The sequence below is a fragment of the Pseudomonas sp. ADAK2 TE3594 genome (genome assembly GCF_053628675.1).
Map to the genome: position 1 here is coordinate 5,232,699 of NZ_JBRJGV010000001.1, position 13,625 is coordinate 5,246,323.

A 13,625-nucleotide genomic window follows, 5' to 3' on the forward strand; every position below is an offset into this window, starting at 1 on the left:
AGCAGGCCCAGTCTGATTGGAACGATGGCTTTATCGACAGCGCCCGCAGGCGATGTCCTCAATAATTGCCGGAATCGTTGCATTTTGCGGGTTTAGTGCGCAACCGTCATCCGTAAAGTGTAGATCCCAGGGATTTGTGGTGCTTGTGAGGGCCTCTTCGCGGGCAAGCCTCGCTCCTACAGGTTTAACGCTGTCCTTGTAGGAGCGAGGCTTGCCCGCGAAGGGGCCCTCAGCACCGACCCAGATCCTGAGCGGTACTTGCAACTTCCCGCCCCCACCCGCATAAATTACTCCATGAATCTGCCCATCCCCACGGACGCTGCACTGGCAGGCTTTCACCCCGCCGTCAGCGCCTGGTTCAGCAATACCTTCGCGACGGCCACCGCCGCCCAGGCCCGGGCGTGGCCGTTGATCCGTCAGCGCCGTTCGACCCTGATTGCCGCGCCCACCGGCTCCGGCAAGACCCTCACCGCGTTTCTGGCCGTGCTCGACGACCTGGTCCATCGTGGCCTGGAAAGCCCGGACGGCCTGCCCGACGAAACCCTGGTGGTCTACGTTTCACCGCTCAAGGCCCTGTCCAACGACATCCGGATCAACCTGCAAAACCCGCTGGCCGGCATCACCGAACAGTTGCGCGTGATGGGCTTGCCCGACGTGCCAATCAGCACCGCCGTGCGCACCGGCGATACGCCGCAAAAAGAGCGTTCGGCCATGCGCAAAACCGCGCCGCACATTCTGGTGACCACCCCGGAATCCCTTTACGTGCTGCTCGGCTCCGACTCCGGCCGGCAAATGCTCGGCACCACCCACACGGTGATCGTCGATGAAATTCACGCCATTGCCGCCAGCAAACGTGGCAGTCACCTGGCCCTGAGCCTGGAGCGTTTGCAGGCGCTCTGCCCGCAACCGCTGGTGCGTATCGGCTTGTCCGCCACGCAAAAACCCATCGAAGCGGTGTCGCGCTTTTTGGTCGGCCGTGACCGCGACTGCGACATCATCGACATCGGCCACGCCCGCCCACGGGATCTCGATATAGAGGTGCCGCCCGTGCCGTTGTCGGCGGTAATGGCCAACGACGTCTGGGAACGGGTCTATGACCGACTCGCCGCCCTCGCCCGTGAACACCGGACCACGCTGATTTTCGTCAACACCCGGCGTCTGGCCGAACGCCTGAGTCGACACTTGAGCGAACGCCTCGGCAAGGACGCGGTAGCGGCCCACCATGGCAGCCTGGCCAAAGAGTTTCGTCTCGACGCCGAGCAACGGCTCAAGCGCGGCGAGCTGCAAGTGCTGATCGCCACCGCTTCGCTGGAATTGGGGATCGATATCGGTGACGTCGACCTGGTGTGCCAGATCGCTTCGCCACGCTCGATTGCCGGGTTTCTGCAACGGGTCGGCCGCTCCGGGCACCAGGTCGGCGGCACGCCCAAGGGCCGGTTGTTCGCCACCACCCGCGACGACCTGATCGAATGCGCCGCCCTGCTCGATTGCGTGCGCCGTGGCGAACTCGACACGTTGCTGATCCCGGAAGCACCGCTGGACGTGCTGGCCCAGCAGATCATCGCCGAGGTCAGCTGTCAGGAATGGCAGGAACAGGCGTTGCTGGAAATGCTGCGAAAAGCCTCGCCTTACGCCACGCTCGACGAAAAGCACTATCAGGCACTGCTGCAAATGCTCGCCGAGGGCTACAACGGGCGCCTGGGCATTCGCAGCGCTTACCTGCACCGGGACGCCGTAAGCCGCACCCTGCGTGGCCGTCGAGGCGCCAAGCTGACCGCCGTGACCAGCGGCGGGACGATTCCGGACAACGCCGACTACAGCGTTTTGCTGGAGCCGCAGGGGTTGAACATCGGCAGCGTCAACGAAGACTTTGCGGTGGAAAGCATCGCCGGGTATATCTTCCAGCTGGGCAATACCTCGTATCGAATCCTGCGGGTCGAAACCGGCAAGGTCCGGGTCGAAGACGCTCAGGGCCAGCCGCCAACCATTCCGTTCTGGCTCGGTGAAGCACCCGGGCGCAGTGATGAACTGTCGTTCGCCGTGGCCCGCCTGCAAGCGCAACTCGACGAACGACTCGGCGCCACACCCGGCAACCTGCAGCCAGCCGTCGACTGGCTGACCGACGTACTCGGTTTGAACCTCGCCAGCGCCGAGCAACTGGTGGATTACCTGGCCCGGGCACGCCAGACCCTCGGCGCCTTGCCGTCGCAAGACACGCTGCTGATGGAGCGGTTTTTCGACGAATCCGGCGGTACTCAGCTGATCATCCACTCGCCGTTCGGCAGCCGCATCAACCGCGCCTGGGGCCTGGCCCTGCGCAAGCGTTTCTGCCGCACGTTCAACTTCGAATTGCAGGCCGCCGCCAGTGAAGACGCCATCGTGCTGTCGCTGTCCACCGGTCACAGCTTCGAGCTGGATGACATCTGGCGCTATCTGCACAGCAACAGTGCCGAACATATCCTGACTCAAGCGGTGCTCGAGGCGCCGCTGTTCGGCGTGCGCTGGCGCTGGAACGCCGGGGTCGCTTTGGCGCTGCCACGCTACAGCGGTGGACGCAAAGTACCGCCGCAGATCCAGCGGATGAAAAGCGAAGACCTGATTGCCAGCGTGTTTCCCGATCAGATCGCCTGCGTGGAAAACCTCGCCGGCGAGCGTGAGATTCCCGATCATCCGCTGGTGGAACAAACCCTCGACGATTGCCTGCACGAAGCCATGGACAGCGAAGGCTGGCTGGCGTTGTTGCGGCGCATGGAACAGGGCGACATCCGCCTGATCAGCCGCGACTTGCCGGCGCCCTCGCCACTGGCGGCGGAAATCCTCAGCGCCCGCCCCTACACCTTTCTCGACGATGCGCCGCTGGAAGAGCGCCGCACTCAGGCAGTGCTCAACCGCCGCTGGAGCGATCCGCAGTCCACCGACGATCTCGGTGCGCTGGACGCCGAAGCGATCACTGCGGTGCGTGATGAAGCCTGGCCTACGCCAACCGGCATTGATGAAATGCATGAAGCGCTGATGAGCCTGGCGTGCATTACCGAGACCGAGGCTCAGGCCAACCCGAATTGGCTCGAGTGGCTGAACACCCTGGCCGACAGTGGCCGCGCCAGCCGTTTGCAGATCAACGCCGAGCAATCGCTGTGGCTGGCGCTGGAGCGACTGACCTGTCTGCGGGCGATTTATCCACAAGCCATATTGGTTCCACCGTTGGAGGCGTTGCCCGGTTTCGATGAAACCTGGGAGCCGGACGAAGCGGTGCTGGAAGTGATCCGCGCGCGGCTCAGCGCGTTTGGTCCGCTGCCGCTGAAAGCGATTGCCGAACCGCTTGGATTACCGGCGACTCGAGTCACTCAGGCTTTGGCACAACTGGAGCGCGAAGGCTATGTACTGCGCGGGCAATTCACCCCAGGCGCCCCTGATGAAGAATGGTGCGAACGGCATCTGCTGGCGCGGATTCATCGCTACACGGTCAAACGGCTGCGACGGGAAATCGAACCGGTGGCATTGCAGGATTTCATGCGTTTTCTGTTCGACTGGCAGCATCTTTCCGCCGCAAGCCAAGGTCAGGGCCGCGCGGTGTTGCCGGCGATCATCAGTCAGTTCGAAGGCTACCCCGCCGCCGCTTCGGCGTGGGACAGCGACATTCTGCCGGCACGGCTCAAAGACTATTCGGCGAGCTGGCTGGATGAGTTATGCCGCAGCGGCAAACTGGTCTGGACCCGTCTGACCGCGCACAACAAGAGCGCCAGCACGGCATTGCGCAGCACGCCGATTCTATTGCTGCCGCGCAGTCAGGTCGGGTTGTGGAGCGGCTTGACCGAGCAGACGCCGGTCAGCGAACTGTCGCCCAAAACCCAAAAAGTCCATGAAGCGCTCAGCCAACACGGCGCACTGTTTTTCGATGAGCTGATGCATGAAGCCCATCTGCTGCGCTCGGAACTGGAAATCGCCTTGCAGGAACTGGTCGGTGCCGGGCTGGTAAACGCCGACAGCTTCGCCGGCCTGCGGGCGCTGATTACCCCGGCCAGCAAACGCCAGAATCGCAGCAGCCGACGCGGACGCGGAGCGTTTGTCGGCGGCATGGACGATGCCGGACGCTGGGCGTTACTGCGACGCGGAGCTACCGCGCCGGCTGTGGATAAGCAACGACCCGCGCCCACACCCAGCGAAACCCTGGAGCACATCGCCATGGCCTTGCTGCGCCGTTACGGCGTGGTGTTCTGGCGCTTGCTGGAGCGTGAGGCGGACTGGTTGCCGAGTTGGCGGGAATTGCTGCGCACGTTCCATCGGCTCGAGGCCCGGGGCGAGATTCGTGGCGGGCGGTTTGTCAGTGGCCTGGCGGGGGAACAATTTGCGCTGCCCGAGGCGATTCCATTGCTGCGCGACGTCAGGCGGCGACCTCACGATGGAAGTCTGATCGCGGTGTGTGGGGTGGATCCGCTGAACCTCGCCGGCACCCTGTTGCCAGGCGCGAAAGTGCCGGCGCTGGCGAGTAATCGACTGGTGTATCGCGACGGCTTGCCAGCCGCCGCCGAAATCGCCGGCAAGCAGCAGTTCTGGCTGGAGCTGGATCAGCAAGCCAGTGGCGAGGTGCGTAGCAAACTGATCCGGCATTGATGTTGTCCGGGCCGGCCCCATCGCGGGCAAGCCCGCTCCCACAGGGATCTTCTGTGAATGCAATTTTTGTGAATAACAGAAAACACTGTGGGAGCGGGCTTGCCCGCGATGGGGTCATCCGCACCAACACAAATCATTGGGTTCGCGGCAGATCCGACGCCCGATTCACCGCCTATTGCCTGCCCGACTCAAATACCTGTGGTGAGGGGGCTTGCCCCCTCGCCACGGGGTTTCATTCGTCACTCGATATTTGACCTGCACGCAAATATCAAATGCCCATCCCCGTATTTTTCCGCACGACCCAAACCCCGACACTGCGCTCCATCAATCAATCCACCGGAGTTGCAGCCATGCCCATTGCCTTGCTCGCGCTGACCCTCAGCGCTTTCGCCATCGGGACGACGGAGTTCGTCATCGTTGGCCTGTTACCCACCATCGGTGCCGATCTCGGCGTCAGCCTGCCGTCCGCCGGTCTGCTGGTCAGTCTGTATGCACTTGGCGTGGCCATCGGCGCGCCGGTGCTGACGGCCCTTACCGGCAAAGTCCCACGCAAATTGCTGTTGTTGTCGTTGATGGTGCTGTTCACGCTCGGCAATTTACTGGCCTGGAAAGCACCGAGCTACGAGTCGCTGATCATTGCTCGGATCGTCACGGGCCTGGCTCACGGGGTGTTTTTCTCGATTGGCTCGATCATCGCCACCAGCCTGGTGCCGAAGGAAAAAGCCGCCAGCGCGATTGCCATCATGTTCACCGGCCTGACCGTGGCGCTGGTCACTGGTGTGCCATTGGGGACGTTTATCGGTCAGCATTTCGGCTGGCGTGAAACCTTCCTTGCCGTGTCGGCATTGGGTGTGATCGCCTTCATCGGCAGCCTGCTCTACGTGCCGAAAAACATCGTCCACAGCAAACCGGCTTCGCTGTTGCAGCAATTGCAGGTGCTCAAGCAGCCACGCCTGCTGCTGGTGTATGCCATGACGGCGGTCGGTTACGGCGGCTCGTTCATTGCCTTCACCTTTCTGGCGCCGATTCTTCAGGACATTTCCGGCTTCGGCGCCAGCACTGTCAGCCTGGTGCTGCTGGTCTATGGCATCTCGGTAGCCGTCGGCAACATCTGGGGTGGGAAACTGGCGGACAAGCACGGTCCGATCAGCGCCCTGAAAATCATCTTCGCCCTGCTCGCCGCCGTGCTGTTCGTGCTGACCTTCACCGCCGGCAATCCATGGCTGGCCCTGGCCACCGTGCTGGTTTGGGGCGCCGTCGCTTTCGGCAACGTGCCGGGCCTGCAGGTGTATGTGGTGCGTCAGGCCGAACATCACACCCCGAATGCGGTGGACGTGGCTTCGGGCCTGAACATTGCGGCGTTCAACCTCGGCATTGCCGGTGGGGCGTGGGGCGGTGGTTTGATCGTGGCGCACATGGGCCTGATCCATACCGCGTGGATCGGCGGCCTGGTGGTATTGGTCGCACTGGCACTGACCGCCTGGAGTGGGCGCCTTGACCGATTGGGTCCGGTGTATGCCGAACCGGCTGAGGGTTCTGCCCGGATCGTCATAACTCATTAATAAATCAAAAGATCGCAGCCTTCGGCAGCTCCTGCACGGGCACATGAATACCTGTAGGAGCGAGGCTTGCCCGCGAAGCTCTTCGCTTTACCGTCCGTAGCCCCGTCGAAACTTTCCCGTACACCCCGCAGTCATCAAAAAACAGGGCTGTCCGAGGACGGGAGGCGACATGGCGGCGATTCATATCGGTATTTCAGGCTGGCGCTACACGCCCTGGCGGGGGGAGTTCTACCCGAAGGGGCTGACCCAGAAGCGCGAATTGCAATTCGCTTCACGGGCGGTCAACAGCATCGAAATCAATGGATCGTTTTACGCCCTGCAACGGCCCGAACGTTACGCCCAGTGGTACGACGAAACTCCAGTAGGCTTCGTGTTCAGCGTCAAGGCGCCGCGTTTTATCACCCATATCAAACGCCTGCGGGACATTCATAAACCCTTGGCGAATTTCTTCGCCTCCGGGGTGCTGGAGCTCAAGGAAAAACTCGGCCCGATCCTCTGGCAATTTCCGCCCAACTTCAAATTCGACCCCGAGTTGTTCGAAAACTTTCTTGAACAATTACCCCACGACACGGAGCAGGCTGCCGCCCTCGCCCGCCAGCACGAACCGCGCCTGAACGGTCACGCCAGCATGAAGGCCCATGGCAAAAAACCGCTGCGTCATGCCGTGGAAATTCGCCACGAAAGTTTCGTCGATCCCGCCTTCGTCCGTCTGCTCAAACGCTACAACACCGCGCTGGTCATCGCTGACACCGCCGGCAAATGGCCGTATCGCGAAGACCTCACCAGTGATTTCGTCTACCTGCGCCTGCACGGTGCCGAAGAGCTCTACGCCAGCGGTTACACCCCACAAGCGCTGCAACGCTGGGGCGACCGGATCGAGGCCTGGTATCACGGAAAACAACCAGCGGATCCGCAATTGATCGCCCCTCGACAAAAAACCAAGACATGCAAATCCCGGGAAGTGTTCTGCTATTTCGATAACGACATCAAAGTCCGTGCGCCCTTCGATGCTCGCCGCCTGCTTGAGCGTTTGCATCTCGACAAAGACCTTGCCACGGCCCCCGGTGAGCCGGTTGCCGAAGGAGTGCTGCCATGAGCATTCCCGAACCGGTCGGCACCACGGATGAACAGCAACCCATCATCAGCGCCGTGAGCCGTTTCACCGTGCTGACGGTCAACACCCACAAGGGTTTCACCGCGCTGAACCGGCGCTTCATCCTGCCCGAGTTGCGTGAGGCGGTGCGCAGTGTGTCCGCCGACGTGGTGTTTTTGCAGGAGGTGCATGGCACCCACGAGCACCATCCACAGCGCTACCTCAATTGGCCGGCGATGCCGCAGTACGAATTTCTTGCCGATACCCTGTGGCCACAATTTGCCTATGGGCGTAACGCGGTCTATCCCGCAGGCGATCACGGCAATGCGCTGTTGTCGAAATTCCAGATCGTTCGCCACGACAACCTCGACGTTTCCATCAGCGGCCATGAAAACCGTGGAATCCTGCATTGCGTGCTACGGATGCCCGGCGATGGTCGGGAAGTGCATGCCATTTGCGTCCATCTGGGGCTTCGCGAAAGTCATCGCAAGGCACAACTCAAACTGCTGAGCCAACGTATGGAAGAGTTGCCGGAGGATGCCCCAGTGGTGGTCGCCGGCGACTTCAATGACTGGCGCCAGCGCGCCGATGCGCTGCTCAAACCCTGCGGTTTGCGTGAAGTCTTTGCCGAGTTGCATGGCAAACCGGCGCGCAGTTTCCCGGCGCGTTTGCCGGCGTTACGCCTGGACCGCATCTACGTGCGCAACCTCAAGGCCAGCCATCCGCAAGTACTGGCGGCACGGCCCTGGTCACACCTTTCCGACCATGCACCGCTATCGGTGGAGATCGAGCTATGACCGGCCCATTGATGGAAAAAACCACGGTCGAACACGTTTCCACACCTCCGCCGGTGCGCAAGCCCGCAGTGGTTGGTGTCGAATACGGCTGGCACGGCAATAACCGGGTCCAATTGCTGGAGAACGGTGAGGAATACTTTCCACGGGTGTTTGAAGCGCTGCGCCAGGCCCAGAGTGAAATCCTGCTGGAGACCTTCATTGTGTTCGAGGACAAGGTCGGCAATGAGCTGCAAAAAATCCTGATTGAAGCGGCTCAACGCGGGGTGCGTATCACCGTCAACCTCGACGGCTTTGGCTGCGGCGAACTGAGCACGGAGTACCTCGCGGCGCTGAGCAATGCAGGTGTACGCCTGCAAATATTCGACCCTGCGCCGCGTCACTTCGGTATCCGCACCAACTGGTTCCGCCGCATGCACCGCAAGATTGTGGTGGTCGACGGCACGATTGCGTTCCTCGGCGGAATCAACTTTTCCGCCGACCATCTGGCCGACTTCGGCCCTGAAGCCAAACAGGATTATTCGGTTGAAGTGCAAGGCCCGGCGGTGGCCGATATTCATCATTTTGCCTTGCTGCAAAGCGGTCGCCCGGCCCGGGCCAAGTACTGGTGGCAACGCCGCAGACAGCGGCGCGCGGAACTGGCGGTCAGCGATCATGATGGTCAGGTTCGGCTGGTGTATCGCGACAATGGCGAGCACCAGGGCGATATCGAAGAGGTGTACTTGCGGGTACTGCGCGGTGCCCGGCATCGCGTGGTGATCGCCAACGCTTATTTCTTTCCAGGCTATCGGCTGCTGCGGGAGATCCGCAATGCGGCGCGCCGAGGGGTCGAGGTGCGCCTGATTCTTCAAGGACAGCCGGATTTGCGGGTGGCCAGGCTCGCCGCGCGCATGACCTACGACTATCTGCTGCGGGCCGGGGTAGCGATTTACGAATACTGCGACCGTCCCCTGCATGGCAAAGTCGCCCTGGTCGACGAGGACTGGAGCACCGTTGGCTCAAGCAATCTCGACCCGCTGAGCCTGGCCCTGAACCTGGAGGCCAACGTATTGATCCGCGACCGCGCCTTCAACCGCGACCTGTTCCAGCGCCTCGACGAGTTGAGCAGCAATCACTGCAAGGTCATGTCGGCGGACAAGGCACCTCGCGGACGGGTCTGGGACATGACCATCGGTTTTCTGGTGTTTCACTTCCTGCAGCATTTCCCGGCGTGGGCTGGTTGGCTACCGGCGCATAAACCGCGTCTGAAACCCTTCATCCATCCGACCGAGAGCGATAAGGCATGAGCCATTCTGATGCGCGGCCGGCCCCTCACTCCGACACGCCGAGAAAATCCCACTGGCACCGCTGGAAAAAGCCTCTGACGATGCTGTTTTTTCTGGCGCTGATCGTGCTGTTCACGATGCTCGCCCAACGCATCGAATGGGGCGAAGTGTTCGATACCCTCGCCGACTTCAAAGTGCGCACACTGATCATCGCGTCCGGGGTGACGCTGATGAGTTTTCTGGTGTACGCCTGTTTCGACCTGATCGGCCGCACCTACATCCGACAGGACCTGACCTGGCGACAGATACTGCCGGTGGGCATCATCAGCTATGCCTTTAATCTCAACCTGAGCGCCTGGGTCGGCGGCATCGCCATGCGTTATCGGCTGTATTCGCGGCTCGGCGTGAGCAAAAGCAACATCGCGAAAATCCTCGGGCTGAGCCTGGCGACCAACTGGTTCGGCTACATGGTGATTGCCGGCGCGGTGTTCAGCAGCGGCTTGGTGCGAATGCCGCCAGGCTGGAAACTGAGCAGCGATGCCCTGCAAGGCGTGGGCGTGTTGTTGCTGCTGTTGGGCGCGGGGTATCTGGCGGCCTGCCGGTTTTCCAGGCGACGGGAATGGTCGATTCGCGGCGTGGAAATCAACCTGCCGTCGTTGCACATGGCAGTCCTGCAACTGGCCCTCGGCGCGCTGAACTGGTCGTTGATGGCAGCGGTGATCTTCACCCTGCTGCCGAGCAAACTGGACTATCCGCTGGTGCTTGGCGTGTTGCTGATCAGCGCCATTGCCGGGGTCATCACCCACATTCCGGCCGGGCTCGGTGTGCTGGAGGCGGTATTCGTGGCGCTGCTGCAACATGAGGTCTCGCGGGGAAGCCTGGTGGCGGGGTTGCTTGCTTATCGGGCGATCTATTTCATCCTGCCGCTGCTGATTACCGTGGTGATGTATCTGGTGGTGGAAGCCAAGGCGAAGTCGTTGCGGATTTCGAAAAAACCTCAGAATTAAGAAGCAGAATCAAAAGATCGCAGCCTTCGGCAGCTCCTACGGGTATTCACATGTCCATGTAGGAGCTGCCGAAGGCTGCGATCTTTTTACGATGACTGAATGATGCTCAACCGCTCGCCCACCACCATTTCCGTGATCCAGCCCACCAGGATCGAGGTGTACGCCTGTTGCGAAACCGGATCACTCAAGGCGTGATCGGCGCCGTCGATAATCCGGTGAGTCAGCGAGTGGGTCTGCTGACACGCCGCGCGGTAACTCATGATGGTCGCGTGGGGCACATAGGCGTCTGTCTCGGACTCCACCAGCAACACATCCCCGGTAAATTGCGAACAGGCATGCAGTGCGCGATTGCTGTCGGCGCGGACCCGCGTGCTGCGGTAATCGCGCAAATCGACCTTGTCCAGATCACGCTTGGGGGTGTGCCAAAAGTCGTCGCGATACAACGCCGGCACCCGCAGCGCCAGCCAACGCACCGGGCGCAAGGACGTCAGGATCGCCGCCAGATAACCGCCATAACTGGTGCCGACCACGGCGATCGCAGACGTGTCGAGCGCCGGATGGGCGAGCAGTCGATCGTAGGCCGCCAGCAGGTCACGCAGGTTGTCTTCGCGGGTGACCCGGGACAACGGAATACCGGTCCCGCCGGTGTGGCCGCGCAAGTCGAATGTCAGGCACACGCAACCCAACCCGGCGATGCCTTTGGCGCGCTCCAGGTCGCGCTCCTGACTACCGCCCCAGCCGTGAACGAAAAGCACTCCCGGGACTTTCGATTTGGGGCTGAGGAACGTTCCGCTCATCTGTTCATCATCGATGTCGATCGCAATGGTTTCGCTTCTAGCCGTCATAGGATTTGACCGTTACGTACTTGAGAAGAAAGTCACTGTGTTCCGCAGGCCCCCGGTAGACCTCAATGGCGTTGGCCGGCAGAGGTTGATCGGTATAGGTTTCGACCGACGACACGCGAATCGCGCGCAAGCCTGGGTTGTTGACGAAGCTCTTCAGTGCCGCGACTTCAGCACTGCTGGCACCGCCCAGGCGCCAGGACTGTTCGAGCACGCCGCTGCGTTGTTTGCCGTCGCAATCCAGCCCCTGGGCAATGTCGTAGTTGCGCCGCGAGGCATAGAAACCGGGGTAGGCTTCATCGGCCGCGCTGTCGAATACCTGCGCTTGCTTGATCGCCAGTCGCACGTCATCCGGCAGCTCCAGCGCCAGCAGGTCCTCGTAATAACCCTGCACCACCAACAGATTGGACCCTCCATAAACCTGCTCGCCCTGACCGTCTTCGGTCAAGTATTGATCACCGCAATAACTCAGCACTTTGTCGCCGATAAAACTCTGACCGACGCTATGGGTGACCACCTCGGTCAAGTCTTGTTCCAGCACCACGCCGTCGGTGAACAATGTTTTGGCATCGGGGCGAGCGAGGATGGCGTCGAACTGGTCGAGGCTTTTGATCACTTCCTGACCACGTCCGGCGCAGGCATGAATAGGCTTCATGCGGATCGGGCCGCTGTAGAGCAAATGCTCCGCTGCCGGGCGGGCATCGTCCAGGGAGAACACGCTGAGGCCATCGAGCACAACGCTGCGTACCCGTTCGGAAAACAACGGTGACCAGCCTTCGGGGGCGAACGCACAGCGGCTCAACAACCCATGACTGATGGCTTTGGTGCAGATGAAAGCGTGGTCGACGTAACCGCCCCACAAATCCTCCGGCCCTTTGACGCCCAATTGCCTTGCGGCAGCGACACCCACCAGCGTCTGGGTCGGCAACAGATAAACATCACGGCCGCTATGCAGGTCCAAGTCATAACTGCCGCCGTATTCGAGCCCGACGACTTGCGCCAGCCAACGAGCGAGTGCGCGATTGGTTTCGACTTCGTGCAGCGGGGCATTGGGGCGTACCGAATGGGCGAGCACCAGTTTCTTGCGGTTTGTTGGGGTCATGCGTTCCCCTTCAATTTGCGCTTGATGAATGTAGCTGAAGGAGGTGCAGAGATCAGGCCAACAGCGGCTGGAGAGAAACGGGTTTCAAATCAGCCGTTTGTGAAATATGCGATAGCACAAGGCCTGTTTTATTCTGCACGACGCCTTTCAATACACCCGGCATTTTGCACGACTCAAAACCTGCCGCCTGCCCCATGTGGGAGCGAGCCTGCTCGCGATAGCGGCCTGACATTCCAGGTTTATGTTGAATGACACACCGCTATCGCGAGCAGGCTCGCTCCCACATTTTCTGATCTGGTGTGCTCTGATTACCGAGCCATGGCGGCAGTCGGCATCACCCCAAACCGCGCCCGGTAATCACTCGGCGCCAGCCCGGTAATCTTCTTGAACGTTGCCCGAAACGCCCCCGGGTCCTGGTAACCCACGGTCCAGGCAATGTGATCAATGGTGCCGTTGGTGAATTCGAGCATTTCCCGCGCCTTGCCAACCCGCAGGTGCTGGCAGTATTCGGTGGGTTTCAACCCGGTCGCCGCACGGAATCGCCGCAGGAAAGTGCGCTCTTCCAACCCCGCCCGCTCGGCCATTGCCGCCAACGAGACATCGGTCGCCCCAGTGCTTTGCAGCCAATGCTGGACCTTGAGAATCGACGCATCGCCATGATTGAGAATGGGTGCAAAGTTACTGCCGCATTCGCTCGCGCTGTCGCTGTGCTCCACCACCAGAAATCGCGCCGTGCCGGTGGCAATGCTCGGCCCGAGCAAGCGGTTCACCAAGCGTAATCCCAACTCTGACCAGGCCATCAACCCGGCAGTGGTGATCAGGTCACCGTCGTCGACAATCGGCGTGTCAGCCTTGAGCTTGATCGCCGGGTAACGCTCAGCGAAGGCCTTGGCCGAAGTCCAGTGGGTGGTGGCGCTACGGCCATCGAGCAGGCCACTTTCGGCCAACAGAATAGAACCCACACAGACTCCGCCAAGGGTCGCGCCGTTGGCGTGTTGCTGACGAAGCCAGCGAGTAAGCTCTTGGGGCGCCTGCCGCTCGGAAAAACCTCCGATCGAGGGCGGGATCAACACGGCAACCAATGCGCCGGCCGGACCTGGATGAGTGTCATAGACCCGCTCGGGCACTTGATCGCCATCGACCTGCCAGTGACTGACCCGCAGCAACGGTAGCTGCGCCGCCTGATGCTCGGCGGCGATCCGGTTGGCCACGCCGAACAGGTCCGTCAGCCCATGCACCGCCGCCATCTGCGCACCGGGATAGATCAGCACTCCCAGTTCGGCGACTGCCCTTTCTACACCCATTGTCAGTTTTCCCCCTTCTATTGTCGGTGCGGCCAATCCTCGGAC

Annotated in this window: 9 protein-coding genes; 6 read left to right on the plus strand and 3 right to left on the minus strand. The window is 61.3% G+C overall.

Annotated elements, in window-relative coordinates; genetic code table 11:
• Positions 1-294 precede the first annotated feature (294 nt).
• The 6 genes from AB7M22_RS23475 (at position 295) to AB7M22_RS23500 (ending at position 10,332) form a co-directional block, all read left to right on the plus strand.
• On the plus strand, positions 295-4,611 hold the full coding sequence (locus AB7M22_RS23475; RefSeq protein WP_454187930.1) for an Lhr family helicase: 4,317 nt from the start codon (positions 295-297) through the stop codon (positions 4,609-4,611).
• Positions 4,612-4,961: 350 nt separating this feature from the next.
• Positions 4,962-6,173, plus strand: coding sequence for an MFS transporter (locus tag AB7M22_RS23480; RefSeq protein WP_454187931.1), 1,212 nt, complete (start codon positions 4,962-4,964; stop codon positions 6,171-6,173).
• Positions 6,174-6,342: 169 nt separating this feature from the next.
• Complete coding sequence (locus tag AB7M22_RS23485) at positions 6,343-7,269, plus strand: DUF72 domain-containing protein (protein ID WP_454187932.1); 927 nt, start codon at positions 6,343-6,345, stop codon at positions 7,267-7,269.
• Positions 7,266-8,063 (plus strand): endonuclease/exonuclease/phosphatase family protein, encoded by a 798-nt coding sequence (locus tag AB7M22_RS23490; protein WP_454187933.1) that lies wholly within the window; start codon positions 7,266-7,268, stop codon positions 8,061-8,063. The genes AB7M22_RS23485 and AB7M22_RS23490 overlap by 4 nt, the downstream gene beginning before the upstream one ends.
• A complete protein-coding gene (gene clsB, locus AB7M22_RS23495) occupies positions 8,060-9,346 on the plus strand; it encodes a cardiolipin synthase ClsB (RefSeq protein WP_454187934.1) in 1,287 nt (428 codons plus the stop codon). The genes AB7M22_RS23490 and clsB overlap by 4 nt, the downstream gene beginning before the upstream one ends.
• Positions 9,343-10,332 carry a lysylphosphatidylglycerol synthase domain-containing protein gene (locus AB7M22_RS23500; RefSeq protein WP_454187935.1) on the plus strand — a complete coding sequence of 330 codons (990 nt, stop codon included), beginning with the start codon at positions 9,343-9,345 and terminating at the stop codon, positions 10,330-10,332. The genes clsB and AB7M22_RS23500 overlap by 4 nt, the downstream gene beginning before the upstream one ends.
• Before the next feature lie 86 nt (positions 10,333-10,418).
• On the opposite strand, the gene AB7M22_RS23505 is transcribed toward AB7M22_RS23500, so the two are convergent.
• From AB7M22_RS23505 to AB7M22_RS23515, 3 genes are all read right to left on the minus strand, one after another.
• Positions 10,419-11,177, minus strand: coding sequence for an alpha/beta hydrolase family protein (locus tag AB7M22_RS23505; protein ID WP_454187936.1), 759 nt, complete (start codon positions 11,175-11,177; stop codon positions 10,419-10,421).
• The gene (locus tag AB7M22_RS23510; RefSeq protein WP_454187937.1) at positions 11,167-12,276 is read right to left on the minus strand and encodes a DUF3182 family protein; all 1,110 of its coding nucleotides are present in this window, start codon (positions 12,274-12,276) and stop codon (positions 11,167-11,169) included. Before AB7M22_RS23510 ends, AB7M22_RS23505 begins: the two co-directional genes overlap by 11 nt.
• A 308-nt stretch (positions 12,277-12,584) precedes the next feature.
• Positions 12,585-13,580, minus strand: coding sequence for a GlxA family transcriptional regulator (locus tag AB7M22_RS23515; RefSeq protein WP_454187938.1), 996 nt, complete (start codon positions 13,578-13,580; stop codon positions 12,585-12,587).
• Positions 13,581-13,625: the final 45 nt, after the last annotated feature.